Source organism: Nocardiopsis sp. CNT312 (assembly GCF_000515115.1).
Taxonomy (GTDB): domain Bacteria; phylum Actinomycetota; class Actinomycetes; order Streptosporangiales; family Streptosporangiaceae; genus Nocardiopsis.
Window position 1 is genome coordinate 17,900 of sequence record NZ_AZXF01000026.1, and the last position, 26,401, is coordinate 44,300.

The window sequence follows — 26,401 nt, forward strand, 5'->3', positions numbered from 1 at the left end:
TTTCAAAGGTGATCTTCATTCATTTATCCGGTTTCGGGTCCGGCGGTAAGTGCTTTTTGGCCGGTCGGCTCCGCTGCGGGTTCGGTTCGGTGGGCCGTCATCGGTGCGACCACTGGTGTGTCGTGTCGGAGGCTTCGCTCGCGTCGTCGAAGTTCCTCTTGGAGAGAGCCTTTGTCGCAGGTCAGTGGGCATAGTCTCTTCTGTCTGGTTTCGCGTGACGCGTGCTTCACCGGACAGCCATGCGGCTTCACCTGTGCTTGGACACTCGCCCCTCCGGTCGGGAGGTGCGTTCGAGAGGGGCGGGGCCGACGGTTTCCGTGGATCGCGCACTGGCACAGGCGGCCCCTCGCACGGCTTCTCAGGGGGCCACGGCCGGGCTCCACCGGGGCCTACCGGCCACCGCTTCGGCACCCGTGACGGGACTGTCGCCCCCGACCTCTAGTGTCCCTTTCCGTGAGCGATCGATGGAGTACCGACGACGTCTGGGCTCTGGCTCCGGACCCCTCGTCCCGCAAAGCCGCACTCAAGGTGGCCAAACCCGCCTCCTGGCCCGAGAGCGGAACCGTCGCCGCCCCCGAGGGCGCGACCTCCGCCGTCTGGGGCGCGTGCAAGGGCAGCGGCGCCAAGCCCTACCTGGCCGCCGTCCACCTCGACGGTGCCGGGGGCCCGGCCTACAAGTGCAGTTGCCCCAGCCGCAAGATCCCCTGCAAACACGTCCTGGCCCTGCTCGTGCTGTGGGCACAGGAAGGAGTCCACACGCGGGAGGAGCATCCCGAATGGGTCGGTAACTGGCTTTCCGGGCGCGTTGAACGCCGGAAGAAGGCCGAGGAGAGCACTGCCGCGCCCGCCGACCCCAAGCGGGCCGCCGCCACTCTGAAGGCCCGTGAGGAGGCGGTCGAGAGCGGCATGCGCGAACTGCGCCTCTGGCTCGACGACCAGATCGAGGCCGGACTCGCCGAGGCACCCAAACACGGCTACGGCCACTGGGACCGCATGGCCAAGCGCCTGGTGGACGCCAAGGCCGGGGCGGCGGCCTCCGCCGTCGCCGCGCTCCCCGCCGCCATCCGGTCCGCGCACTGGCCCGAAGCCCTGCTCGAACGCCTCAGCCTGCTCCACCTGCTGGTGTCCGCGCACGAAGCCGGGGACGCCCTCGACGCGCCCACCCGCGCGGCCGTCCGCGCCAGGATCGGCATCGCCGTCAAGGCCGGCGAGGTCCTGTCCGAGGGGGAGCGGGTCCGCGACACCTGGCGGGTGCTCGGCCTGAGGGACGCGCCCACCGAGGACGGACAGATGACCGCCCGGCGGGTGTGGCTGCACGGCGAGAAGAGTGGACGCACCGCCCTGTTCCTGAGCTTCGCCCGCCTCCAGGAGGGGCCCCGCGCCCCCTTTCGCGCCGGCACCGAGGTGGAGGCCGAGTTCGCGTTCTACCCGGACGGGCACCGGATCGTTCCCGTCGCCGACACGGCGGCCCGCACCGCGTCCCCGCCCGAGGGCACCACGGTCGCCGAGGCACTCGACGTTTGCGCCGCCGCTCTCGCCGCAGACCCCTGGCGGGACACCTGGCCGGTGGTGCTCGCCGGTGCCGCCCCCGCCCACGACGGCCGGTGGTACATGGCCACCGCCGACGGCGCCGCCCTGCCCCTGGACACCGACGCCCCCTGGACGCTCCTCGCGGTCACCGGCGGCCACCCCTGCACCGTGGCGGCCGAATGGTCGCCCCGCGACGGACTGACACCCATGACCGTGTGGGACCGAGAAGGAAGGGTCCACCCGCTGTGAACAGCCAACCCCCCGCCGACTCCTGGGACCGCCTGGTCTCCGCCGCCCTGGCGGGCACGTCCCGGCGCCCGGCGCCCGACACCCCCGACCTTCCGAAGACCCCCGCCCAGGACGACACACGGGCCCTCCTGGACCGCGCGGCCCTCGCCACCGTGCGCAGGCTCGCCGGGCACACACCCGCCACCGCCGCACCCGTGGAGCCCGACCACGCACCCGCCCCCGAGCCCCTCGGCGAGGCGGCCATGCACCGGCTGGCCCTCATCCTGGACGGCAGGACCAACCTGCTGCCGGAATGGCTGGACCTGGTCGCCGCGAGCGGACGCACGGTGGCTCCGACCGCTCTGCCCGCGCTGCTCGACCAGGGCGCGCGCGAGAGCCGCCTGCGCCCCGCCCTCGCCGCCACGGTCGGAGAGCGCGGCCGCTGGCTGGCCCGGCACAACCCCGCCTGGGCCTACCTCGCCTCCGAGGCCCTGACCACCGACACCTTCTCCGAACGGGACTGGACGGAGGGCACCCCCGCCGAACGCCGCCGCGCCCTGGCCGTCCTGCGCGCCACCGACCCCGCCGCCGCCCGAGAGCGCCTGGACTCCGTGTGGTCCGGGCTGGGCCGGGCCGACCTGCGGCGCACCCTGCTCGACACCTTCGCCACCGGGCTCGGCCCCGGCGACGCCGACCTGCTCGACCGCGCCCTCGACGACCGCAGCGCCAACGTTCGCGGCACCGCCCTGTCCCTGCTCACCCGCCTGCCCGACAGCGCACACGCCCACCGCCTGCGCGGCTACGTCCACGAGTACGCACGGAAAGGCGAGGCGGGAGCGCTGCTGGTGGACCCCGTTCCGCGCGAGCGCACCGAGGCCTTCCGCGACCTGGCGCTCGCGGTACCCAAGAAGGCCGACGCTGGACGAGGCGAGCTCTTCGAGCGGAGCTGGGCCCTGGTCACCCACGCCCCCCTGGACGTGTGGACCACCCTGTTCGACACCGACCCGGGCGGCGTCGCCGCACTGGTCCGCAACTCACACGAGCCCCGTCTGTGGGACGCCTTCGTCAACGCCGTCGGGCTCCAGGGGAACGCCGAGTGGGCGCGTGCCATGCTCCTCGCGGGCGGCGGCAAGCTCAGTGACTGGGTCTCCGGGAGGGACTGGACGACCCGAGTGGGGACCCTCCTGGCGGCGCTGCCGGAGCACGAACGCGGCAGACGCCTCTCCGCCAGCGTGGACGACGGTGTCGGCTCCGGCGACCTCGCCCAGATCGTGGGCTCCCTCGGCAGCCCCTGGTCCACACACACGGCCGACCTCGTCTACGGCCGTATCACCGGGGCCGCCCGCACCAAGGGCCGGGCCGGGGACCTGCGCTGGATGCTGTGCGACATCGCGGCCCTGCACCTGCCGCCCGAATACGGCGAGAACCTGCCCGAAGAACTCCCGCGTGTGGGATCCCACCAGACCTACACCGCCATGCGCGACACCCTGCGCTTCCGACTCGACATGCACAAGGAGCTCCGTTGACCAGCACCGCCCCCTCCATCAGCACCGAAGCGGCACAGGCCCTGCGGCCGCACGCCGAACAGACCTACGCCGCCGAACTGGAGGCGCTGGCCAAGGCCGACGACCGCCCCCGCCCGCCCGGCTGGAAGCTCTCCCCCTGGGCGGTCACCCAGTACCTGCTGGGCACCACCCTGGACGACGGCACCGAGATCACCCCCAAGTACATCGGCTCCCGCCGGGTCGTGGAGGTCGCCGTCGCCACCCTGGCCACCGACCGCGCCCTGCTGCTCATCGGCGTTCCCGGCACCGCCAAGACCTGGCTGTCCGAGCACCTGGCCGCCGCCGTCGCAGGGGACTCCACCCTGCTGGTGCAGGGCACCGCCGGAACCTCCGAGGAGGCCGTCCGCTACGGGTGGAACTACGCGCGCCTGCTCGCCGAGGGCCCCTCCGAACAGGCGCTCGTGCCCAGCCCCGTGATGACCGCGATGGCGCGCGGCTCCATCGGCCGGATCGAGGAGCTCACCCGCATGCCCTCCGACGTGCAGGACGGGCTCATCACCGTCCTGTCGGAGAAGTCCCTGCCCGTCGCCGAACTGGGAATCGAGGTACAGGCCCAGCGCGGGTTCAACATCATCGCCACCGCCAACGACCGCGACCGCGGCGTCAACGACCTCTCCAGCGCGCTGCGCCGCCGGTTCAACACCGTCGTCCTGCCCGTCCCCGACAGCGCCGAGGACGAGGTGCGCATCGTCACCCAGCGCGTGGAGCAGCTCGGCCGCGCCCTCGACCTGCCCGAGGTCCCCACCAGCCTCACCGAGATCCAGCGGGTGGTCACCGTCTTCCGCGAACTGCGCTCGGGGGCCACCGAGGACGACGGCACCAAGCTCAAGTCGCCCAGCGGCACCCTGAGCACGGCCGAGGCCATCTCGGTGATCACCAACGGCATCGCGCTGGCCGCCCACTTCGGCGACGGAACGCTGCGCCCCGCCGACGTGGCGGCCGGCATCCAGGGCGCCGTCGTCCAGGACCGGGTCTCCGACGGCGTCGTCTGGCGCGAGTACCTGGAGACCGTCGCGCGCGGCCGCGACGGCTGGACCGAGTTCTACAAGGCGTGCCGCGAGGTGGGCGCCTGATGGCCCGCCCCGACACCAGCGGGCTGCACGTCCTGGGGGTGCGCCACCACGGCCCGGGGTCCGCCCGGGCCGTCCGGGCCGCTCTGGAGGAGATCAAGCCCGACGCCGTACTGATCGAGGGGCCGCCCGAGGCCGACGGGCTCACCCCCCTGGTGGGCGAACTGGAACCGCCGGTCGCGCTGCTCGCCTACGCCGACGACACCGCCAAGGGCAAGGGCACGGCCGACGGCAGCGCCAACGAGGGCTGGGCGTTCTGGCCGTTCGCCGCTTTCTCCCCCGAGTGGGAGGCGCTGAGCTACGCCGTGTCGAGCGGTGTCCCGGTGCGCTTCTGCGACCTGCCCGCCGCCCACACCCTCGCCGAGCGCATCGCCCGTGCCGAGGAGGCGCGCCAGGACGGACCCGGCAAGGAGGAGCCCGGGGCCGAATCGGAGGAGGCCGAAACCGAGGGGCTGCGCGCCGACCCCCTGGCCGTCCTCGCCGAGGCCGCCGGATACGACGACGCCGAGCGCTGGTGGGACGACGTCGTCGAACAGCGGCGCGACGGGGAGCCCTCCCCGTTCCCCGCCATCGCCGACGCCATGGCCGCCGTCCGCGCCGAGACCGGACCCGAGACGGGCCGGGGCGCGCGCCGCGAGGCCCACATGCGCCAGGTGCTGCGCGCCGTCCTCAAGGAGGGGCACCGGCGGGTCGCCGTCGTGTGCGGCGCCTGGCACGCCCCCGCCCTGCGCGACGTCGCCGACTACACGGCCGGCGGCGACGCCGCCCTGCTCAAGGGCCTGCCCAAGGTCAGGGTCGCCGCCACGTGGGTGCCGTGGACCCACGGCCGCCTGGCCTCCGCAAGCGGCTACGGCGCGGGCGTGACCTCCCCGGGCTGGTACCACCACCTGTTCACCGCCCCCGACCGGCCGGTGCACCGGTGGCTGACCGACGCCGCCCGTCTGCTCCGCGATGAGGGACAGCAGGTGTCGTCCTCGCACGTCATCGAGGGAGTGCGGCTCGCCGAGAGCCTCGCGGTGCTGCGCGGTCGGCCGCTCGCCGGACTCGACGAGGTGTTCGAGGCCCTGACCTCCGTCCTGTGCGAGGGCGAGCAGACCCGCGCCGCGCTCGTGCACGGGCGGATGTCCCTCGGCGAGCGCATGGGCTCGGTCCCGCCGTCCACCCCCATGGTGCCGCTGCAACGCGATGTCATGGCCGCGCGCAAACGGCTGCGCCTCAAGGCCGAGCCGTTCGACCGCGACCTCGACCTGGACCTGCGCACGGCCTCCCAGCGCGAGCGGAGCGTCCTGCTGCACCGGCTCAGGATGCTCGGCGTCGAATGGGGCGTCCCGCGCAGGGACCAAAGCGGTGGGAAGGGCACCTTTCGCGAGTCGTGGCGCATCCGCTGGGAGCCCGACCTGGACGTGGCGCTCATCGAGGCCAGCCGGTGGGGGACCACCGTGGCCGGGGCGGCGGCGGCCAAGGCCGTCGACACGGCGGCCGGGGCGACACTGCCCGAACTCACCGCGCTCACCGAACAGTGCCTGCACGCCGACCTGGGTCGGGCTCTGCCGCCGGTGCTGTCCCTGCTCACCGACCGGGCGGCCACCGACGGCGACGTCACCCACCTCATGGAGGCGCTGCCCCCGCTCGCCCGCTCGGCCCGCTACGGTGACGTGCGCGGCACCGACGGCACCCGGCTGCGCACCGTCGCCGAACAGATCCTGCGCCGGGTGTGTGTGGGGCTGGCCCCGGCCGTGCACGGGCTGGACGACGAGGCGGCGGCACGGTTCGTCGAGCGGATCGACGCCGTGCACACCGCGGCGCACCTGCTCGGCGGCGAGGGCGAACGGGCGTGGACCGAGACCCTGGCCTCCCTGGCGCTGCGCGAGGGCCTGCCCGGACGGATCTCGGGCCGGGTCAACCGCATGCTGCTGGACGCCTCCCGGCTGGAACCCGGCGAACTGCGCCGACGCCTGGGACGCGCCATGTCCCCGGGCACCGAACCCGCCGAGGCCGCAGCCTGGCTGGAGGGCTTCCTCCAGGGCAGCGGGCTCATCCTCGTGCACGACCCCGCACTGCTCGGACTGATCGACACCTGGCTGCTGGGGCTGCCCGAGGAGCGGTTCACGGCCGTGCTGCCGCTGCTGCGCCGCACCTTCGGTGCCTTCGACGGCCCCGAACGCCGCGAGATCGGCGTCGCCGCGGTCCGCCTCGGCGGCGGAGCGGGGCCCGAGACCGGCCCCGAACGCCGTCCCGTGGACGCCGACCGGGCCGCGCCCGCCCTGGCCACGGCCCTGGCCATCCTCACCGACGGAAGGAGTGCGCAGTGACCACGGTGGACGAGAGGGAGCGCCGCTGGCGGCTGGTGCTGGGCCGGGAGGGGCACTGCCCGTCGGGGCTCAGCACGGGCGACCAGGGCATGGACGCCGCCCTGGAGAGCCTGTACAACCGGGGCGACGGCGGGGGCGGCGGGTCCTCGCGGCGCGGCGCGGGCCTGGGCGGCTCCGCGCCGAGCGTGGCCCGCTGGCTCGGCGACATCCGCGAGTACTTCCCCACCTCCGTCGTCCAGGTGATGCAGAAGGACGCCATGGAGCGGCTGGGGCTGCACCAGCTCCTGTTGGAGCCGGAGATGATGGAGGCCGTCGAACCGGACGTACACCTGGTGGGGACGCTGCTGTCCCTGAACAAGGTGATGCCGGGCCAGGCGCGCGAGTCCGCCCGCACCGTGGTGCGCACGGTCGTGGAGGACCTGGAGCGGCGGGTGGCGCAGAAGACGCGTTCGCTCGTGGGCGGGGCGATCGACCGGTCGGCGCGCACGCACCGGCCGCGCCGCGCCGCCGACATCGACTGGAACGCCACGATCCGCCGCAACCTGGCCCACTACCTGCCCGAGCACAACACGATCGTGCCCCAGACACTGGTCGGGTACGGGCGCCGCAGCCGAGGGGTGCAGAAGGAGGTGGTGCTGGCCATCGACCAGAGCGGATCCATGGCCTCCTCGGTGGTGTACGCGAGCGTGTTCGGCGCGGTGCTGGCGTCGATGAAGTCGCTGAGCACCTCGCTGGTGGTGTTCGACACGGCGGTGGTGGACCTGACCGAGCAGCTCACCGACCCGGTGGAGGTATTGTTCGGCACCCAGCTGGGCGGCGGCACGCACATCAACAAGGCCATCGCCTACTGCCAGGGGCTCATCACCAAGCCCCGGGACTCGATCTTCGTGCTCATCAGCGACCTGTACGAGGGCGGTGTCCGCGAGGAGATGCTCAAGCGGGTCGCCCAGCTCAAGGCGCAGGGCACACAGGTGGTGGTCCTGTTGGCGCTGTCCGACGAGGGGGCGCCGTTCTACGACCGGGAGAACGCCGCCGCGCTCGCGGAGATGGACGTGCCGGCCTTCGCGTGCACCCCGGACCTGTTCCCGGAGCTGATGGCCGCCGCCATCCAGGGACAGCCCCTCACCGCCTGGGTGGACAGGAGCAAGGAGGGCTGAGCGCACGCCGGGCGTTGATCGTGCTACCAGCGCACGAAAACCGGTCGTCTCCTGCGCTGGTAGCACGATCAAAGGGCCTCGCACAGGCGCTCGGTGTCCGCTCGGGGGAGGCCCAGCGTTAGGTCCCGCAGTTGGCCCCTGTCTCCGGGCGTGTTCCGGTCGGCCGCGCGCATGTTCGTAGCATCATGAGTACAAAGGGTGACGCGATGTGTGGCGGGGGTGGGGCCGGATGTCCGACGACGACGGCGTTCCGGTCCTCGACCGGGTCCGCCGGGCGCTGCGCCGTGCTCTGGCGCGGCGCGGCTACGAGCGCGAGGTTCTCGTCGTCATCGTCAAGTGCGCGCTCGCCGCCACGCTCGCCTGGGCCGTGGGGTCCCAACTGGTGAGCTCCTCCCAGGTGGGCTTCGCCCCCTTCTCCGCGCTCCTGGTCGTCCGGCCGAGCGTCTACGGGTCCGTCCTGCAGTCCGGCCGCTACGTGGCCGCCGTCGTCCTGGGCGCGCTGCTGGCGGGCGCGATCGGACTGACCGTCGGCGCCCAACTGTGGGTCTTCCCGCTCATCCTCCTCGCGGCGCTCTCCGTGGGCTACGTGCCCTGGTTCGGCGAACAGGGCCAGCAGATCCCCGTGGTGACCGCCTTCGCCCTGGCCGGGGGCACGGCCTCCAGCGCGGCGATGCTCGGCGAACTGCTCGCCATGGTGTGCGTGGGTTCGGCCTGCGCCCTGGCCGTCAACCTCCTCCTGGCCCCCGCCATCCGCTTCCGCGACGCGGAGATGGCCGTGCTCGACTTCTCCGACGGGCTGCGGGACCTCAACCGGGACATGGCCCGGGGGTGCCGTGAGGGGGAGGAGGGTGTGGACGCGGCCCGGTGGGAGCGGCGGGCCACCGGTTTCGACGAGACCGCGCGCAACGCCAGGACCGCCGTCGCACGGCAGGAGGAGCGGGTGCGCCTCAACCCGCGCCGACTCGTGGCCGGGCCGGCGCGCGCCGTGGACCTGAGCCGCTACCGGTCGTGGATCAACGCCCTGGAGCGCTCCGCCCGGCACGTGCAGTCCCTGACCCGCACACTGCGCAACGCCGTGGACGGTCGGGTGCGCTCCCGCCCCGAGGAGGGGTTCCTGAACGAGTTCGCGGGGGTCCTGGACTCGGCGGCCGACGCCTTCCAGGCCGTCCACGACGCCGAGGAGCCCGAACGCGAGTCGGTCTCCGCGGATCTGGCGGCCCGCGTCGACGAGGGCCGCCGCCGACTCGACGAGGCCCGGCGCTGGATCGAGGGCGAGCGCGAGCCCCGTCGCGCCTCCCTGTACACCTCGCTGCTCACCGACGTGGAGCGCCTCTACGACGAACTGTGCGCGGGGGAGCCGCGCCAGAGCGCCTGACCGCCGGCGTTCGCCGCCGGAATCCGTCCACAGCCTGTGGAAAATCCGTTGCTCGACTGGCCCCGCGGCGTCCTCGCCTTGGTGCGCCGGGCGTAGGGGCGGCCGGGTGCGGGCAGGGACAGGGCATGGACACCTCCCGCCCGCGCCGGGGCCGCCGGCGGGCGCGCGCCGCCGCGCTCGCGGCCCTGTCCCTCGCCCTGTGCTCGTGCTCTCCCCTGGCGACGGACGCCGCGGACCCCGCCGAGGAGGGGCCGGGCGCCCCGGAGGCCGTCGCCACCGGCCTCGACGTCCCCTGGGGGATGGACTTCCTCCCCGACGGCTCCGCGCTCGTCACCCAGCGCGACACCGCCGAGGTGGTGCGCGTGGCCTCCGACGGCACCACCACCGGGGCCGGCACAGTCGAGGGGGTCGTCCCCGGTGGCGAGGGCGGCCTGATGGGCCTGGCCGTCGACCCCCACTACCCCGCCGACCCGTTCGTGTACGTCTACTACACGGCCGAATCCGACAACCGCGTCGCCAGGATCGGCTACGACGCCGCTACCGGGAGCCTGGGCGCGGCCGAGGTGATCCTCGACGGCATCCCGAAGGCGGGCAACCACAACGGCGGCCGGATCGCGTTCGGTCCCGACGGCCTCCTGTACGTGGCCACCGGCGACGCCGGACAGGGGGCGCTGGCCCAGGACACCGGTTCGCTGGCGGGCAAGATCCTGCGTGTCACCGACGACGGCGCGCCGGCCGAGGGCAACCCGTTCGGCGACGAGGTGTACAGCTACGGGCACCGCAACGTCCAGGGGCTGGCCTGGGACGGCGATGGCCGCCTGTACGCCACCGAGTTCGGACAGAACACCCTGGACGAGGTCAACCTCATCGAACCCGGGAACAACTACGGCTGGCCCGAGGTGGAGGGGCCCGGCGGCGGTGACGCCTTCACCGACCCCCTGCTCACCTGGACGCCCGAGGAGGCCTCGCCCAGCGGCGCGGCGGTCGCGGGCGGTGCCCTGTGGGTGGCGGCGCTGCGCGGGGAGCGGCTCTGGCGCGTCCCCCTCGACGGCGGCACGGGCACACCGCGGGCCCACCTGGTGGGCGAGTACGGGCGGCTGCGCACGGTCGCGGCGACCGCCGACGGCGAGGACCTGTGGGTCGCCACCAGCGAGCGCGACGGCCGCGGAAGCCCGGAGGAGGGCGACGACCGCGTCCTGCGCGTGCCCGTCCTCCCGTAGGGTCGCCGGGACAGGTGTTTCCCTCCAGGTGAACAGGAGTGCCCGTGGTGCGACCGCGGATCGAGGAGCTGGGCTGGCGCCCCACACCCATGGGCGAGATCAGTCTGCGCCGCCGGTGGGACCCCGTGGCCGGGGCCGACGTCCACGAGATCAAGCTCGACGACGAGTTCCTCATGTCCAGCCTGTTCACCGAGGCCGAGGAGGAGATGTCCCGGCTCGCCCTTGCTGAACTGCGTGCGGGCGGCCAAGGCGACGGGTTCGACGTGGCCGTGGGCGGCCTCGGGCTCGGCTACACGGCGCTCACCCTCCTAGCCGACCCGGGCGTGCGCTCCCTGACCGTGGTCGAGGCCCTCGCCGAGGTGGTGGACTGGCACGAGAGCGGCCTGATCCCCGCCGGGCGCACCCTGGCCGCCGACCCCCGGTGCAGGCTGGAGCGCGCCGACTTCTTCGCGGCGGTCGCCTCGCCCGGCGGATTGCTGCCCGACGCTCCAGAGCGCGTGTTCGACGCCCTGGTGGTGGACATCGACCACTCGCCCCGCCACGTGCTCGACCCCTCGCACGCGGCGCTCTACACACCGGAGGGGACCCGGCGCCTGGCCGAGCACCTGCGCCCGGGCGGGGTGTTCGCGCTGTGGTCCAACGACCCGCCGGACGGGGACTACACGGCGCTGCTCGGTGCGGTCATGGAGCGGGTACGGGCCGAGGTCGTCTCCTTCCCCAACCCGTACCAGGACCGCCCGGCGACCAACACCGTCTACCTGGGCACGCGTCCGCGGGACTGACGGAGGCCCGCTACTCGCTGGCTTCTTCGTCGCGGAGCAGGCCTCCCGCGATGACCTGACCGGTCAGCGCGTGCAGCACCTGCTCGGTGTCGCCCGTGTGGCCCGGGTGCTCGGTGGCCTCCCGCAGCCCCGCGCGGATCGCCTCCACCACGGCCTCCGACCGCACGATCTCGGCGAGCGGCGCCGCCTCCAGCGCCTCGTTCCACCGGCGCAGGGCGTCCAGGCGGCCGTGCTCGACCGCCTCGTGGGTGAGGTGGAAGAGGGCGTCGAGGTTGCGGTCGTAGGCGTCGGCGTCCAGCAGGTCCACCTCCACGATCGGTACCGCGCGGTGGCCCTCGCCGTCCTCGTCGGGGCGCAGGTGGTAGGCCTTCCAGTGCCGACCGTTGGTGAGGACGATCCACTCGGCGCCGTGTTCGGCGGCGACCTTGCGGGCGGTCAGGATGTTGCGCACGTCCAGGTCCTGGGAGATGCCCTTGACCTCGACGGGGGCGAAGAGCTCGCCCTCGCGCACGATCGCGTAGTCCACCGATTCCGAACCGGTGCGGAACTGCGTGGTGAGGTCCTGGTACTTGCTGTAGTTCATGCCCACGCTGAGGAAGTCGGCGACGAGCATGCGGGTGTCGCCCTCGTTGGCCTCGCGCTCCACGAGTTCGTCGAGCGGGCCGGAGAGGCGGTCGATCGCCGCGGCGATCCTGCTGCGTACGGGGACCTCCCAGCTGACGGTGGAGGTCGTGAACTCACCGGTCCTGGTCATCACCTGGGTTGCCTCAGCGTCCATACCCGTCCGTTTCCGCGCTCGCCGTGGGTCCCACCCGGTATCGGGTGGAGGTGCCGCGATGATCGTACAACTCGGACACGCCGTCTAGAGCGCTCGCGGGGTGGCCTCCGCTGCGGGGGGCCGTACGCCGAACCCCTCGTCCACCAGCCGGTCCGCACAGCGCGTCAACGAACTCCCCGACCGGGTGGACAGGCTCCGGTAGGCCGTGAAGTTCGCCCGGGAGGAGGCCAACGCTGCGGAGGTCGTCGATCAGCGGGGCGGGGCCGCCGCGTCCGGCTCCCTCTTCGGATGGTTTGAAGATCCCTGGCTGTCGGGGCGGGGTGCGCGAGCAGCGCAAGCTGAAACTGAAGTTCGTCGTGATCAACGCGGTTCCAGTGGAGGTTCGAGTCCGCACCGCGGCACTTCCCGACCGCGGTGGCCCAATCCGGAAGAGGCAGACCGTGCTCAATCTCAGGCTCTCGCTCCAGATTCAGTAAACGCCGTCGATCGTCGAATCGGCCGGGTCCGGTCCCGTTCCGGTCGCCCCGCGGTCCCGGTCGGGCCTCACCGACGGGACACGGCCTGCCCCGCACCGTCGGCGACCCCGTCGCGGGAACCGTCGGAGGCTGAGTCGGCTGACAGCCGAACGACCCCGCGACTCCAGGAAGCCTTCCTCGGCGGAGCCCAGAAACTTGTAGTGGTGAGAGTAGACATGCCCTCGCGGTGCTGCTATGTTTCTTCTCGTAGCCACAGAGATTCACGGCTGGACCACCGGCTGGGGCCGGTGGAGAGCAGGACGGCCCGACCGGCGTGCTTGGTTGTACGGCGCTGGGGGCCGGTAGTACCGCAGTACCGGTGTCCCGCTCCCACAGGGGGCACCGAACGTGAGTAGAGCAGGACGGCTCGACGGTGTGCACGTGCTTCAAGACACCGGGGGCCGGTAGTACCGCAGTACAGAAGGTTGAGCAGTACCCGCAGTACCGGCCTTCCGCTCGTACCGGGGAGGCCGTAGTAGGAAGAAGGACGCGGCAGGGCTCGGTCGGCGCACGCTCCAACGGTGTCGGCCGAGCCGCCAGGGCCGCAGTCGAAGTAGTGCACGAAGTGAGGTCGAGAGGAGTAGATGCCATCAGGATCGCCCGGGCGAGGCGAGAATTCCGCTCGGGTACCGCAGGGCCCTGGTTTTGGAAGAGGGTGGTCCACGGTCACACAACCGCGATCCCCGCGATCCCGTTCCGGCTTGACCTCGGGAAGCGGAAGACCGGCAGCGGCCGGTAGGTGGTATTGAACTCTCGGGCCCCAGCGCCGTTCGGCGTTGGGGCCCTCGACGTGCGTTCACAAGAAGGAAGACACGCACTTGCCCCGTCCCGACACCGGTGACCGGTTCGACGATGACGACTACCCCGCCTACACCGTGGGCAGCGCCGCGGAGATGATCGGCGCCACGCCGGCGTTCCTGCGCGCCCTGGGCCAGGCCAAACTGATCGAGCCCCTGCGTTCCGAGGGAGGGCACCGCCGCTACTCCCGCTACCAGCTCAGGATCGCCGCCCGAGCGCGCGAACTCGTGGACGAGGGCACACCCATCGAGTCCGCGTGCAGAATCATCATCCTGGAGGACCAACTGGAGGAGGCCCACCGGATCAACGAGGAGCTGCGCGCCACCAGCCGGGGCCAGGAGCCCGACAAGGCCGACGACCAGGTCTGAACGCGCACCGCACCCGCCCTCGGCGCGGTCACGGCCCGTTCGCGGTCACTCAGCGGCTACCTTGCCCCCGACGTAGCCTCGGAGGACCCGGGTCACGCTCCGCATCGTCATGGCTGCTCGACAGCGGCTCCTGGATCCACTCGGTGTCGGGGGCTAGGCCGTGCCCGGGCCACACGGTGATGCCCGTCCGGGAGACGGCGTACGCGCGCGGGGATGGATGCCCGGGCCGCCGCTGTGTTGAGGGTTCGCCGGCCCGGGTAGTGGATCTGAGACCGTGGCATCCACACCGATGGCCCGTACCGACGCTTTCCGTGTGGGGGCCGGCCAACGGTGTCTCCGGGATCGGCGGGACCCCGAGAGCCGCGCGGTGCCGTGTCGGGCACGGCAGTCAGATCGGCGGGTCCGGTGTGTGTGACGGGGTGGTCGGAGGACACCAGCCGGGCGAATCCCGGCCCCGTGCACCCGCTGGTGCACCCCCGACGCGAAGACGGCCCCTGACGTGCGAAGCGTGTTCGCAGCTCAGGGGTCGTCTTTCGAACGGAGCGGATGACGGGAATCGAACTGGGGTCGGTGAGTGTCCTGACCTGCGAAAAAACGAGAAATTGCAGGTAGGGGTGCCGTGGTTCCCCTGGTTGTCCCCGGTTGGCCTGTGTTCCACCGGGCCCCGTCCACCCTCCGGGTGCACGCCTTTCGCCGATGTGGTGCACCCTTGCGGGTGCACCACATGGCCGCATCATTGGTCAGTCTGAAGAGGAGGTAGCGCGTTCATCTAGTGAATCTCCGCTGTCCACCAGTCGTCCAGAACTCCCAAGCCATCGATTTCCTCCTGGAGGTGATCAATGAGGGTTTGCCGCGTCCCTGTGCTCTCATCGATCTCGCGTGCCTCCCGGTACCGGGCCAGCTGGTCGTCCGTCATCCAGATATGTGTTCGCACGATGAAGTGATGCACGTGTCCCTCCAGGAGTGTGTGCGGTGACGTGGAGGCCAAGAGGTCGACGCTCGTGCCTCATCCCTGCCCCTGTGTTGGCCAACTGGACTACCTCTCATCCCTACGGGACGTAGGATCATGCCGCTCTGTGCCGCATTGCCTGTGAGGTGTCTCGCTCGTGGAGCTACTCCGTGAACCCCGCACGCATCAGTCCCTCTGTCTTGAGGCGTTGCCACTGTTCAGGGATCCTCGGTTCCGACGGTCCAGGGAAACTGGGCCGAGGTAGGAGGCGAAACTCCTTTGGAACTCGTCAGGTGGGCCGCCGAGGTCTCCCGCGACCTGTTGCGCGACGTCGGTACACGGTGGCCGCACGTCCAACGCGTCGCCCAGCAGGCCCGTGCCGTGGTGCACACCGTCCCCGAGCAGGACCGTGAGCTCTTGGTCGCTGCCGCATCGCTGCACGACATCGGTTACGCCCCCGCCCTCGCTCACACTGGGTTCCACCCCCTCGACGGTGCCCGCTGGCTCCAGGACCAAGGCGTCGATGAGCGCCTCGTGTGCCTGGTCGCCCACCACACCGCGGCCCTCGTCGAGGCACAACGGCGTGGGCTGCGCGCCGAACTGGAGGAGTTCTGCTTCGAGGACTCCGAGGTCACCAACGCGCTGTGGTACGCGGACCTGACGAGTTCCCCCATCGGGGAGACAGTCGACGTCGATACCCGGTTGGGCGAGATCCTGGCCCGCTACGGCCCCGGATCGGTGGTCTTCGACTCCATCACCCAGGCGCGACCGGCGCTGGAGGCCGCCGTCCGCCGGGTTGAGGACCGACTCGCCGCCCTCGGCGGGCGCTGACCGGGACCAGGACTCAGCCCAGGTAGGGGTAGGCGTCGGTCAGGTAGTCGCCGATCTGCTGGCGCATGCTCGGATGGATGTCGTACCGGTCCAGGTCGGCTGGAAGAACCCACTCGACGCCGTCCGCCTCGTCGTTGACGGTCGGCTTGCCTCCGACGGGTGTGCCGATGTAGGCCGCCTCGAACTGCTGGCGGATCTCCCCGTCGGTGTAGGCGACGATGTGGGCTGTCTCGTGCCGGGTTCTTTAGAGGCTCGGAACCAACTCTTCGTCCTGCTCTGACACCGATTCCTGCTGGTAGTAGTTGTCCTCGAACTCCGCTGGCGGGACCAACCCGATCTCGCCGTGCAGGCGGCGGTGATTGAACCAGTCCACGTACTCGGCCACCGCGATCTCCACCTCGTCCAGCCCCCGCCACGGACCCCGGTTGCGGATCAGCTCGGCCTTGAACAGTGAGTGGAAAGCCTCGGCCAGGGCGTTGTCATAGGAGTCGCCGGTGGTGCCGACCGAGGCCACCGCCCCTGCCTCGGCCAGGCGCTGGGTGTAGCGCACCGCGAGATATTGCACGCCGCGGTCGGAGTGGTGGACCAGCCCGTCGATGCGCCGGCCCACGTGCGCCCGGTTCCACACCGCCATCTCCAACGCGTCCAGGGCCAGGTCGGTGCGCAGCGACTTCGACACCTGCCAGCCCACCACGCGGCGGGAGTGCACGTCGATGACGAACGCGGCGTAGACCCAACCCGCGAAGGTGCGGATGTAGGTGATGTCGGCGACCCACAACTGGTTGGGCGCGTCAGCGGTGAACGCGCGCTCCACCAGGTCCGGCCGGGTGTCGGGGGCCGCGGACCCTACCGTGGTGCGGGGCTGCCTGGTGCGGGAGATCCCGCGCAGCCCGGCTCGTTTCATCAGGCGTTGGACCGTGCAGCGGGCCACCCGGTGGCCTTGGCGGTTCAGCTCGGCGTGGACCTTACGAGCCCCGTACACGGCGTAGTTGTCGGCGTGCACCTGGTGGATCTTGGCGGTGGTGGCCTCATCGGTGCGTGAGCGCAGCGACGGCGGCCGGGTCTTGGCGGCGTAGTAGGTGGACGGGGCGACCTGCAGCGTGCGACAGATCGGCTCGACCCCGAACTCCTGCTGGTGGATGTCGATGTAGGCGACTATCTGATGTGTGGGCGGTCGAGCTCCGCCGCGAAGAAAGCCGATGCGGACTTGAGGATGGCGTTGGCCCGCCGCAGTTCGAGCACTTCGCGTTCGAGTTCGGCCAGGCGTTGGGCCTGGTCGGTGGTGGTGCCGGGGCGCTCTCCGGCNTCGACCTCGGCCTGGGTGACCCAGTTGCGCAGGGTCTCGCGGTTGATGCCCANNTGGTCAGCGATACGGGCGATGGCNCCGCTGCGGCTGGCCGGGTCCCGACGGGCGTCCACGGTCATCCGGGTGGCGCGTTCGCGCAGCTCATCGGGGTATTTCCTCGGTGCTGGCATGTCTCTCATCCTTCCCAGGTTTGAGAGCCTCCATCACACCCGGCACGAGACAGGGCCGGGTTGGAGTACACGCCGAGGAAACCGGTCACCTCGGCGAGCACGCCCGTCTCCTCGGCGCATTCGCGCACCGCGCACTGGGCGGCGGACTCGCCGATGTCCTGGGCGCCGCCGGGCAGGGCCCACTGGCCGGTGTCCCTCCGACGTTGGAGGAGGACGGCGCCCTGGTCATTGACCACCAGCAGGTTGCTCGCGGGGATCAGGGTGTTGGCCTTGGGCGCGGTGGGGTCGTGGTAGTACTCGGTCCTGCCCATGGTGAGTGCGCTCCTCGGTCTCGGGGTTCCAGGGGATGGAAGTGTTCCAGACGGCTTCGAAGCCCGCGATGAAGTGGTCGAACCAGGTGTGGGCGTGAGCGCGGTCGAGCTGAAAGAGGGGGTTGGCGCTGGCGGGTTGGCCCCACACGTGCGGGTTGACCAGAAGGTGCTGGTCATAGCGGAACAGGGAGTTGTACAGGGTCGTGTCGTGCAGGCGGATCTCGCAGCCGGGCAGACCGACCAGCGACCGGTAGTACGTCAGTGAGGCACGGATCTTGGCGGCCAGTGTGTCCCCGATCCCCTCCTCGGCGCCTCGTACCCTGACGGCCTCACCGTCCGGGGCCCCGAAGCAGAGCCGGACGCGGACCCCGTTCGCCGCCCTCTCCGTGAGCATCTGGGCGACCTTCGGGTTCGACTGCGCGAAGAAGGTGCCGGAGAAGACCAGTACGTCGATCGTCTTCGTCGCGTCCCGCAGCAGTGTCAGCCACACGTCCCGGGGAACGCTCGCGCGGTCCTGGTACGTCGCGACGACTTCGTGGCTGGTCGCATCGGATGAGGGCTGCCCGGTGGCGGCTGGGGCGGGCCACAGGAAGGACTCGTCCACCTCCAGGCGGCGTGCCACGCTCCAGCGGTGACGTCGGTGGGGGCGCCGCCCGCCAATCCATCTGTCCACGGTCTTGGGGTCGACTTGGCAGACACTCGCGAGTGCCTCGATCGATACGCCCCGTTGGGCGAGTACGGAACGAAGACGCTCATTCACGGTCATTATCCAAGCGGACCGGAACTTACCGAAGCAAACGCGGGATCCGTTTACCAGCCCCTCAACAGCGGACCACATCGTGCCTAAGCTGGGCGTGTGCCGCTTCTGATCCTGTGGGACATCGACCACACACTCATCGAGAACTCGGGAGTGAGCAAGGAGATCTACGCCGCCGCCTTCGCCGCCGTAGCCGGACATCCTCCGCACGCCCCGGTTCGCACGGGAGGCCGAACCGATCGCGCGATCATGTCCGATCTGTTCAGGCGGAACGGCCTCGCCGAACCCGGTTGGGAGACGACGAGGCGAGCCCTGGCTGAGGCTGGAGCGGCTCATCTCGAAGCCCTCCGGAGTCGGGGGTGGGTGCTTCCGGGGGCGAGGAGCGCCTTGGAAGCGGTGGTTCGGGAACCGGGGATGATCTCCTCCGTCCTCACGGGAAACATCGGCCCGAATGCCCGGGTGAAACTGGCTGCGTTCGGCCTCGATGGTTTGGTGGACCTGTCGATCGGGGCGTACGGGGCAGGCTCGGCCGACCGCTCCGCACTCGTGGACACGGCTCTGGTCCGGGCTTGAACGGCGCTCGACCTACCCGAGGACACCGTCGTCGTTCTGATCGGGGACACCCCCAGAGATGTCGAAGCGGCCCTCCTCACGGGTTCGAACGTCATCGCGGTGGCCACGGGAGTCCACACGGCCCAGGAACTCCATAGGGCTGGGGCCAGCCACGTCCTCGATGACCTGACGGGCACCGACGTCCTCCTGGAACATCTCCGCGGTCTGCGCGTGCACTCCTGAACGTCCCAGGACGTCCTGGGACGTCTGGTGAACGTCCTCAAACAGGGTTCCGACGTCCCCGCCTCGCTGGGATCGTCGCAGTGTTCGTGATGGCCCGCATGGCGCGGTTCCCATCCCTGGCGGACGAGCCTTCGAGGCAAGGAAGTCCGTGTGAACGTCGTCGGGCTCGACGACTGGTGGGGCATAGAAGCGCATCCCCTGCGCATCACGAACGCGAATCTGATCACGCCCCTGCTTGTTCCCGCACAACTGGAGATGATCAATGCGCGTTACCTGGCATGACGATCTCACGCGTCCTTCCGCGAGCACGGGATTCAACGTCGTCGAGCGCAAGGGGGTCGGGCACCCGGACTCCCTCGCCGACCTCGTCGCGGAGGAGTTCTCCCGACGCTACTCGCTCCACGGGCTCGACCGGTTCGGATTCGTCCCAAACCACTGGGTGGACAAGGTGGCCCTGATCGGGGCGGAGGCCGAGGTCACCTTCGGCGGCTACACGATCCACAAGCCCGTAACCGCCTACCTGTTCGGCAAGGTGACGCGCTCGGTTGGCTCTGAGCGCCTCCCGATCGAGGACCTGTTCACGGCGGCGGTCGAGGAGGTCTTGGGGAAGGTGGTCGGGAGTGACATCCTCCAGCACCTGCGCACCGTCGGGGAGAACACCGCTGGCGTGGCGACGGATCATCCGGCCTCGTTCTACCGCCCAACTTCCGACGAGAAGCGCCGTGTCCCCGGTGAGGATGCGCTGGCCAACGACACCGCGTTCTGTAGCGCCTACGCTCCCGCCGATCCCCTGGACGCGCTGGCGATCGATGTGGAGAACCACGCCAACGGTGTCTGCTTCAGGGAAGGGCTCGACGGGCTCGGGGCCGATATCAAAGTGATGCTGGCCAGGGCAGCGGACGTGTTGGAGGTGACGGCCTGCCTTCCGGTGCGCCCGGAAGCGGTGGGCTCGCACCGCGAGTACACCGCCCTGGTGCGTGAGGCGTACGACCGGCTCGACTCCTTCGTTACCCAGCACCCGACCGTCCGGCTGTGTCCGTGGCTCACACGACTGAGTGTCAACACTAAGGACCGCGGCCGAAGCGCCTACCTCGCACCTTTCGGGACCTCGCTGGGCAAGGGCGACTGTGGACTCGTCGGTCGCGGTAACAAGGCCAACGGAGTCATCTCCGCCAGCGGTGGGGCGGGGGTGGAGGCCCTGGCCGGGAAAAACCCGGTACACCACACCGGCAAGCTGTACACGCTCGCCGCCGCACGTCTGGCGGACCGCATCCACGCCAAGCTCGGCGTGCCCAACGAGGTGGTGCTTGTGTCGCGTAATGGCGACCCGTTGGAAGACCCCTCGTTCGTGGGTGTGCGGTTGGAACGACGGGGCACCCGTCACGACCACGGGGGCATCGAGGAATTGGCCGCCGCGACGCTGGCCGAACTGCCATTGCTCTCCGAGCGCTTGCTGGAGCTGTCGCCGATCGACCGTTTCCGTGACCCGTCGCTGGTCCTGGAGGTGTGAACCGATGGCCGTCGCCGATCCGGCCGACCGCAGCGTCGTGCTCGTCACGCTGGACTCCTGCCGCTACGACATCGCGGTGAAAGCCCACACACCGAACCTCGACAGGCTCGGTCCGCTGGCGCGGGCCGAGAGCCCGGGAACCTACACGCTTCCCGCCCACGCCGCGCTGTTCAACGGGTTCCTGCCCCGACCCGTCTCGGAATTCCTCGCACTCAATGGAGACCGTGTGGACGCGATCTGGCGTTCCGCTGCGGCCCGTGCCGCCAAGCGCCACGCTGCCATCCCCTTCGAGGGCCCCACCTTGATGGCGCACTACAGCGACAAGGGCTACCGGGTGATCGGAGTAGGTGGCGTGACCTTCTTCGACTCCACGAATCCCGCCAACAGCCTTCCGGCGCTGTTTCCGGAGTTCCACTACTTCGGACGGCTCTCACGAACTCCGGCCACCATGGCGACGCGTGTCGTCGACCGTGACGAGGTTCTACCCCTGACTCACACCCAGCGGCTCGCGGACTTGTGCCTGGAAGCCGAGCGGTTCTTCCTGTTCCTCAACTGCCCCAGCACCCACATCCCCTACACGACACCGTGCAGCCCTCTCACGGACCGTTCCGGGGAGCTGCTTGCGGTCCTCTACCGGTTGCACGACTCCCACGGGAGCGCCTCCGGAGATGACGTCTTGGCCGCTGAGGACATCGCGTTTCTCCTGGGGATGCAGCGGCGGGCCCTGGAGTGGGCCGATGCCCGCCTGGGTGATCTGTTCTCCCGCTTGGCCACAAGACGCCCGTTGGTGGTGGTCTGTGCCGACCACGGTGAGGAGTTCGGGGAAGGCGGCAGGTTCGGTCACGGACACCCCCACCCGACGGTATCCACAGTCCCGCTCTGGTGCGGCGTGCTGGGTGGAGGCTGATCCATGGCGGACTCCCAACCGTGGTTCACGCATTCGGCGATCACCGCGACCTCCTCCGAAGGCGTTCGGACGCGCCTGGGCATCTCCTCCAACCACGCCTCCTTCCGTGTGGGAGTTCTGCGCACCCACCTGCTCACCGCGCTCCTCGCCCACAGCGCCGCGCACCACCTCGGCGTTCGGGCGCATGTAGCGATCCGGTGGGATGACAGCGACGGTCTCCGCAGCCGCGACGAGCACCGCCCCACGCTCGTCCACGAGATCGGCCAGGTGGCCCAGATACCGACCGAACCCGGGATGATGGCCCTTCGCCAGAGTCGACGTGACGCCCGGTACCGGCGGGCACTCCAGAGGTTGGATAATCGGCGGCTCCTGACGGTACGGCACGGCCTTGCCTGCCTCGATGTGGATGCCGTGGACCGGCTCATGACCGCGCGGGGTGTCTCACCCGAGGCACTGACCGCCTCCGTGCCCGTGAACGCGACCACGGCCCGCTCCCCGGCGCAGGGGGCGGTTCCGCTCATGCGCAGTGATGGGTGGGCCCTGTGGCATTTGGCCACGGTGGTGGACGACATCGACCAGCGCACGACGTTGATCGTCCGGGGTACCGACAAGAGGGACGCCACACCCGTCCAGGTCCGCCTGCACTGGGCTCTAGTCGAAGGGAGGCTTCCTCCGGCCCATTTGTTCCTGCCCAAGGTCCTGGGGAAGGGAACCGTACTGCCGAGAGTCGCCGACCTGCTCGATCGGGGTGTCAGGCCCTCGGCTCTGCGCTACTTCCTGACCGAGCCGTACCTCACCCGAGCACAGGCCTCCGCCTGGCCAGTCGGCTTCTCCGAACTCGTGGGGCGGATCCGTACGGACCTTCCCTCGTACGGGGACAGCCTGCTGGACGAACGCCGCCTGGACTCCGTGGACCGGAAGCTGTCCGCCACCCTTGACCCGGCGGTGGCCTGGCAGGAACTGAGTGGTCACTGTCCGAGCGCCCCCACGCATGTCATCGGGTGGATCACCCGACACTACCCGCGTCCACTGGCTCAGCAGCTTCGGCTGTGCCGGGCACTCACCGGTTCAGCGATCGACTACGAACCGCCTCCCGGACAGGCCGAAGAGGCGTGGCGGTGGCTGGACTCCTGGTCACGTGGAGCGGCGAAGGGCCCACCCCCGCACCCGGTGCGCTGGGTGCTCATCGGACAACGGGACGGGCCCCATGTGACGAAGCTCCTGGAGGTCTTCCCCTCCTGGCTGGTGAACCACCGTCTGGCGTTGGCCCGTCAGGAGCTGAGCCGGTTCAACGCGGCCTTAAGCCGTGTCAGCGTGCGCTCACGCCCGAGCAGTTCCAGCGACTCGAACAGCGGAAGCCCGACCGTGCGGCCGGTCACCGCCACCCGTACCGGTGCCTGAGCCTTGCCGAGCTTGAGCCCTTGAGCGGCCCCGGCCTGCTCAAGGGCTCCCTTCAGGGACTCCGCGTCCCAAGACAGAGCCTCGTCCGAGTAGGAGGCGATCGCGGCGGTGAGTATCTCCACGCCGACGCCGGGTTTCATGGCCTTGGCCCAGCTCTTCTCGTCGAAGACCGGTGCGTCCAAGAACAGGAAGTCCACGTTCGGCACGATCTCGCTCAGCACCGCAACCCGGCTCTGCGCCAGCGGGGCGATTTGGGCGAAGACGTCCGCGTCGAAGTCCTCGATCCGCCACGGCACCCCCTCACCCCCCAGGTAGGGGGCGCACCGCTTGACGAACTCGTCCACCTCCAGGGCACGGATGTAGTCGCCGTTGAAGGCGCGCAGCTTCTTCTCGTCGAAGAACGCGGGCGAGGAGTTGACATCGACCAGGTGAAAGAGCGGGATCATCTCCTCGATCGGCATGATCTCGCGGTCCTCACCAGGCGCCCAGCCCAGCAGCATCAGGTAGTTGACCATCGCCTCGGGCAGGTAGCCCTCGGCCTGGTAGGACTCCATGGCGACCTTGTCGCGCCGCTTGGACAACTTCTGCCGCTTGTCGTTCACCAGCACCGGGGCGTGCGCCCACACCGGCGGGATGTGCCCCAGCGCCTCCCACAGCAGCTGCTGCTTGGGGGTGTTGGACAGGTGCTCCTCACCCCGGATGACATGGGTGATGCCCATCTGAACGTCGTCGACCACGTTCGCCAGCACGAACAGCGCTGTGCCGTCACCGCGGGCGATGACGAAGTCCTCCAAGGCGTCGTGCGGGAACTCTACCCGGCCCCGGATCTGGTCCTCGACCACGGTCGGCCCACCCTCCGGGATCCGGAAGCGCAGCGCCCGGCCCGGTCCCGCGTCCAGGACACGGTCGCGGCAGAACCCGTCGTAGCCCAGGTTGGGGTTGTCACGCCGGGCCTGGACCTGGTCGCGGGTGCAGTCGCAGTAGTAGGCCAGGCCCTCCTTGCGCAGGCCCTGGGCGGCCTCGGTGTGCTTGTCGGCGGCGTCGGTCTGGGAGTAGGGGCCCTCGTACTGGGTAGAGTCCACGCCCAACCAGGCCATGGCCGCGAGGATTCCCTCGGTCCATTCGGGGCGGGAGCGGGCGGCGTCGGTGTCCTCGATCCGCAGCACCATGGTGCCGCCGGATTGTCGTGCGACCACCCAGTTCAGCAGCAGGGACCGGGCGTTGCCCACGTGGAACATGCCGGTCGGGGACGGTGCGAACCTGGTGCGAATCGAGGTGTCAGTCACCCGAGGATCCTATCCCCGTAGGGTCTCCGGGTCTCGTCGTTTCCGACCGGCCAAAGGATGCCTACTCCGGTTGAGACGGCGATGAGGTGACACCATCGAGTTCTGTGCCCCGCTACCTCCCGCCATCCCTGAAGGACACACGTCATGACCAGCCCCGTCACCGTTGGCCTACTACATCCCGGCCAGATGGGTGCCGCTGTCGGGCACGAGCTCGCCAAGGCCGGTGTCCGTGTCCTGTGGTGCCCCACCGGGAGAAGTGAGGCGAGCGCTCGGCGTGCCGAACAGGCCGGACTCGACGCCGTTCCCGAGCTCGGCTCGCTCCTGGAGCATTCGTCCGTGGTGATCTCCCTGTGCCCACCGGCCGCTGCCGAGGAGACGGCCGACGCGGTGAGGGAGGCGGGTTTCTCGGGGCTCTTCGTCGAGGCCAACGCCATCAGCCCCGAACGCGCTCGAAAGATCGCCGACGACATGGCCGCCGATGGGGTTCGCACAGTGGACGGATGCGTCATCGGCCCTCCGCCCGGGGGTTCCGCTGCCGCCCACCTCTACCTCTCCGGGGAACCAGGGGAGACGGCGGTGGCCGCGGAACTGTTCGCGGGCACCGCCGTCGTCCAGATCCAGACGGAGGGCTCAGTAGGAACCGCCTCGTCCCTGAAGATGGCCTACGGCTCATACCAGAAGGCCGCGTGCGCCCTGGCTGGTGTCGCGCAGGCGCTGGGGCGCGCGCACGGGGTGGACGAATACCTGACGGCCGAGGCGCGCCGTCTGGCCAAGTCCCCTCTGGCCACTCCGGATTACCTGACCGGTGTGGCAGCCAAGGCATGGCGCTGGGCTCCGGAGATGCGGGAAGTGTCCCAGACCCTGGCCGCTGCTGGTCTTCCCCAGGAGATGGCCGAGGCCGCTGCCACGGTGTTCGACTTGTGGGAGGCGGACAAGGACGGCCGGGAACTGTCCTTGCCACAGGTCTTGGATCGGCTCAGGCGCGACTGACGAGGGCGCCGCGCGGGTCGTGGCCGCGCAGCTCTCCGGCGTCGACGCCGAGCTTGAAGGCGTCCCACTCGGCCCGCGTGTAGACGAGTGCGGGGGAGCCGGGGGCGGCGGTGTCGGTGAGGGTGAAGCCGCCGCCGGTCGGGAACGCGGCGTGCAGGCGTGCGAAGTCGGTGGTGCCGCGTGCGACCTGGTCGAGGAAGTGGTCCCAGTCCCGGGCGGGGACGGTCAGGGTGGGGCCGTGGGGGTCCTTCGTGTCACCGATCTCAACCAGGCCTGTGCGCGGGACCCGTACCTGGACGCAGCCCTGCGGGTTGGTGCTGAAGCTTGCTTTGACCCACGCGGTGGCCGGGCCGTGCTGCTCCCAGGGGGCGTGGTTCACTTCAGCTCCTTGAGGGTCGTGGTCAGGTAGCGAGTGGTCTCGCTCGCGCTCAGCGCGATCTCGTGCAGGCGCTTCAGCAGGAGCTTACAGCGGCGTACTTCGCGTGGTTTGAGTAGGAAGCTGTTGCCGGTGCTGCCCTCGGCGTGCACCACGGGCGGCTGGTCCTCGAACTCCAGCAGGGCCATGTTGCCGTTCAGGCCCACGTGGGCGCCCAGGGAGAAGGGGAGTACCTGGATGTTGATGTGGGGCCGGCTCTGTTCCTCTATGAGGTGCTGGATCTGGTCGCGCATGACCTCGGTGCCGCCGATGGGCCGCAGCAGCGCGGCTTCCTCCATGACCACGGACAGCCGCAGGGCGGGGTCGCGGTCGAAGAGTTCCTTGCGGCGCATGCGCACGTCCACCAGGAGGTCGATGTCCTCGGGCGGGGTGCCGAAGGAGGCGCCGTGGAGCAGGGCGCTGGCGTACTCCCTGGTCTCCAGGAGGCCGTGGATCAGCGTGGTCTCGTAGGCCTGGACCGATGCGGCGTCGAGTTCGAGGCCGATGTAGGTGTCGAAGCGGGGTGGGAGGACGTCGTCGTAGGCCTCCCACCATCCCGACTCCGAGGCGGCTTCGAGGAGCCGGTGGAGTGAGTGGGCCTCGTCGGCGTCCTGGACGTTGAACAGGGCCAGGAGCTGGTCGAGCTGTTCGGTGTCGGGGATGAGGCTGCCGCCTTCGAACTTGCTGATGGTGGAGGGGGCGCACCCGATGTCGGCTGCGACCCGGGCGCCGGTGAGCTTGGCTGCCGAGCGCAGTCTCCGCAGGTGGGCGCCGAGTTTTCGGCGGGCGGCGGCCGGGCTCTGCTGGGCTTCCACGTCGTTCCCCTCGGTTCGTGTCCTGGTGGGCTTTGCCCATGGTGGCACGGCTGGCAGCTGCGGGTTTCCGGCCTCCCACGAACTTCAAAATATTCTTCCCAGCACTTGCCAGGAATGTTCCTGGAATGCATCATGATCCTGTGCCGCGTGCTGGTTCCACAACCGACGGTCACGGTTGTCCGGGCCCGGGCCGCGCGGCGCACGGTGAGCCGCCTGCGCCGCAACCGCCGATCACCGGGGGAGAGGGTCCTGCCGAGACG

24 protein-coding genes and 1 other annotated feature are annotated in these 26,401 nt (G+C 70.3%); of the genes, 16 read left to right on the plus strand and 8 right to left on the minus strand.

Translation table 11 applies throughout. The features are described from left to right. Window positions 1-528: 528 nt before the first annotated feature. The 8 genes from B042_RS0113025 (at window position 529) to B042_RS0113060 (ending at window position 11,239) form a co-directional block, all read left to right on the plus strand. A complete protein-coding gene (locus tag B042_RS0113025; RefSeq protein ID WP_028648665.1) occupies window positions 529-1,779 on the plus strand; it encodes an SWIM zinc finger family protein in 1,251 nt (416 codons plus the stop codon). After that, entirely contained in the window at window positions 1,776-3,284 is a 1,509-nt protein-coding gene (locus B042_RS0113030) for a DUF5691 domain-containing protein (protein WP_028648666.1), read from the plus strand. The genes B042_RS0113025 and B042_RS0113030 overlap by 4 nt, the downstream gene beginning before the upstream one ends. Beyond that, the gene (locus B042_RS0113035; RefSeq protein WP_028648667.1) at window positions 3,281-4,396 is read left to right on the plus strand and encodes an AAA family ATPase; all 1,116 of its coding nucleotides are present in this window, start codon (window positions 3,281-3,283) and stop codon (window positions 4,394-4,396) included. The genes B042_RS0113030 and B042_RS0113035 overlap by 4 nt, the downstream gene beginning before the upstream one ends. Then, window positions 4,396-6,705 (plus strand): DUF5682 family protein, encoded by a 2,310-nt coding sequence (locus B042_RS0113040; RefSeq protein WP_028648668.1) that lies wholly within the window; start codon window positions 4,396-4,398, stop codon window positions 6,703-6,705. The genes B042_RS0113035 and B042_RS0113040 overlap by 1 nt, the downstream gene beginning before the upstream one ends. Then, window positions 6,702-7,862, plus strand: coding sequence for a VWA domain-containing protein (locus B042_RS0113045; protein WP_028648669.1), 1,161 nt, complete (start codon window positions 6,702-6,704; stop codon window positions 7,860-7,862). Before B042_RS0113040 ends, B042_RS0113045 begins: the two co-directional genes overlap by 4 nt. A gap of 229 nt (window positions 7,863-8,091) precedes the next feature. Continuing rightward, the gene (locus tag B042_RS0113050) at window positions 8,092-9,237 is read left to right on the plus strand and encodes an aromatic acid exporter family protein (protein ID WP_028648670.1); all 1,146 of its coding nucleotides are present in this window, start codon (window positions 8,092-8,094) and stop codon (window positions 9,235-9,237) included. Between the two features lie 125 nt (window positions 9,238-9,362). Beyond that, window positions 9,363-10,457, plus strand: a complete 1,095-nt coding sequence (locus B042_RS0113055; RefSeq protein ID WP_028648671.1) for a sorbosone dehydrogenase family protein — start codon at window positions 9,363-9,365, stop codon at window positions 10,455-10,457. 47 nt (window positions 10,458-10,504) lie between these two features. Continuing rightward, entirely contained in the window at window positions 10,505-11,239 is a 735-nt protein-coding gene (locus B042_RS0113060; protein WP_155989078.1) for a spermidine synthase, read from the plus strand. Window positions 11,240-11,249: 10 nt separating this feature from the next. Here the strand turns inward: B042_RS0113060 and B042_RS0113065 are convergent, their stop codons facing one another. After that, the gene (locus B042_RS0113065) at window positions 11,250-12,017 is read right to left on the minus strand and encodes a hypothetical protein (RefSeq protein ID WP_028648673.1); all 768 of its coding nucleotides are present in this window, start codon (window positions 12,015-12,017) and stop codon (window positions 11,250-11,252) included. Between the two features lie 1,333 nt (window positions 12,018-13,350). Between B042_RS0113065 and B042_RS0113070 the strand changes: the two genes are divergently transcribed. After that, window positions 13,351-13,698, plus strand: coding sequence for a MerR family transcriptional regulator (locus B042_RS0113070; protein ID WP_028648674.1), 348 nt, complete (start codon window positions 13,351-13,353; stop codon window positions 13,696-13,698). Between the two features lie 769 nt (window positions 13,699-14,467). Here B042_RS0113070 and B042_RS0113075 read toward each other — a convergent pair. After that, entirely contained in the window at window positions 14,468-14,614 is a 147-nt protein-coding gene (locus B042_RS0113075) for a hypothetical protein (protein WP_155989075.1), read from the minus strand. Window positions 14,615-14,926: 312 nt separating this feature from the next. Between B042_RS0113075 and B042_RS0113080 the strand changes: the two genes are divergently transcribed. Then, window positions 14,927-15,478, plus strand: a complete 552-nt coding sequence (locus tag B042_RS0113080) for an HD domain-containing protein (RefSeq protein WP_028648676.1) — start codon at window positions 14,927-14,929, stop codon at window positions 15,476-15,478. Between the two features lie 244 nt (window positions 15,479-15,722). Here the strand turns inward: B042_RS0113080 and B042_RS23075 are convergent. From B042_RS23075 to B042_RS23085, 3 genes are all read right to left on the minus strand, one after another. Then, window positions 15,723-16,954 (minus strand): IS3 family transposase gene (locus B042_RS23075; RefSeq protein ID WP_231494002.1). Its coding sequence is split into 2 segments (ribosomal slippage): window positions 15,723-16,675 and window positions 16,675-16,954, totalling 1,233 coding nucleotides; the frame shifts between segments, so codons are not numbered across the junction. After that, window positions 16,563-16,676, minus strand: a sequence feature (AL1L pseudoknot). Its footprint overlaps the gene before it by 114 nt. Window positions 16,955-16,959: 5 nt before the next feature. After that, complete coding sequence (locus B042_RS23080) at window positions 16,960-17,265, minus strand: NUDIX domain-containing protein (RefSeq protein ID WP_081748764.1); 306 nt, start codon at window positions 17,263-17,265, stop codon at window positions 16,960-16,962. Then, on the minus strand, window positions 17,180-17,887 hold the full coding sequence (locus tag B042_RS23085; RefSeq protein ID WP_197024293.1) for an XRE family transcriptional regulator: 708 nt from the start codon (window positions 17,885-17,887) through the stop codon (window positions 17,180-17,182). Before B042_RS23085 ends, B042_RS23080 begins: the two co-directional genes overlap by 86 nt. Before the next feature lie 234 nt (window positions 17,888-18,121). Here B042_RS23085 and B042_RS23090 point away from each other — a divergent pair, with 234 nt between their 5' ends. The 5 genes from B042_RS23090 (at window position 18,122) to B042_RS0113115 (ending at window position 21,234) form a co-directional block, all read left to right on the plus strand. Further along, window positions 18,122-18,595 carry a haloacid dehalogenase-like hydrolase gene (locus B042_RS23090; protein ID WP_197024295.1) on the plus strand — a complete coding sequence of 158 codons (474 nt, stop codon included), beginning with the start codon at window positions 18,122-18,124 and terminating at the stop codon, window positions 18,593-18,595. Between the two features lie 39 nt (window positions 18,596-18,634). Next, on the plus strand, window positions 18,635-18,817 hold the full coding sequence (locus B042_RS27080; protein ID WP_369797701.1) for an HAD family hydrolase: 183 nt from the start codon (window positions 18,635-18,637) through the stop codon (window positions 18,815-18,817). A gap of 150 nt (window positions 18,818-18,967) precedes the next feature. Beyond that, a complete protein-coding gene (locus tag B042_RS26885) occupies window positions 18,968-19,099 on the plus strand; it encodes a hypothetical protein (protein ID WP_255342344.1) in 132 nt (43 codons plus the stop codon). After that, entirely contained in the window at window positions 19,080-20,327 is a 1,248-nt protein-coding gene (locus tag B042_RS0113110; RefSeq protein ID WP_028648679.1) for a methionine adenosyltransferase, read from the plus strand. Before B042_RS26885 ends, B042_RS0113110 begins: the two co-directional genes overlap by 20 nt. A gap of 4 nt (window positions 20,328-20,331) precedes the next feature. Beyond that, window positions 20,332-21,234, plus strand: coding sequence for a sulfatase-like hydrolase/transferase (locus tag B042_RS0113115; protein WP_028648680.1), 903 nt, complete (start codon window positions 20,332-20,334; stop codon window positions 21,232-21,234). Window positions 21,235-22,505: 1,271 nt separating this feature from the next. On the opposite strand, the gene gltX is transcribed toward B042_RS0113115, so the two are convergent. After that, a complete protein-coding gene (gene gltX, locus B042_RS0113125) occupies window positions 22,506-23,873 on the minus strand; it encodes a glutamate--tRNA ligase (RefSeq protein ID WP_028648682.1) in 1,368 nt (455 codons plus the stop codon). Between the two features lie 192 nt (window positions 23,874-24,065). Here gltX and B042_RS0113130 point away from each other — a divergent pair, with 192 nt between their 5' ends. Further along, on the plus strand, window positions 24,066-24,911 hold the full coding sequence (locus B042_RS0113130; protein WP_028648683.1) for an NAD(P)-dependent oxidoreductase: 846 nt from the start codon (window positions 24,066-24,068) through the stop codon (window positions 24,909-24,911). Here the strand turns inward: B042_RS0113130 and B042_RS23095 are convergent. Both B042_RS23095 and B042_RS0113140 read right to left on the minus strand, forming a co-directional pair. Then, on the minus strand, window positions 24,898-25,290 hold the full coding sequence (locus tag B042_RS23095) for a DUF397 domain-containing protein (RefSeq protein ID WP_081748766.1): 393 nt from the start codon (window positions 25,288-25,290) through the stop codon (window positions 24,898-24,900). The two genes, B042_RS0113130 and B042_RS23095, sit on opposite strands and share 14 nt — an antisense overlap. Then, entirely contained in the window at window positions 25,287-26,141 is an 855-nt protein-coding gene (locus B042_RS0113140) for a helix-turn-helix transcriptional regulator (protein WP_028648684.1), read from the minus strand. Before B042_RS0113140 ends, B042_RS23095 begins: the two co-directional genes overlap by 4 nt. Window positions 26,142-26,401 lie beyond the last annotated feature (260 nt).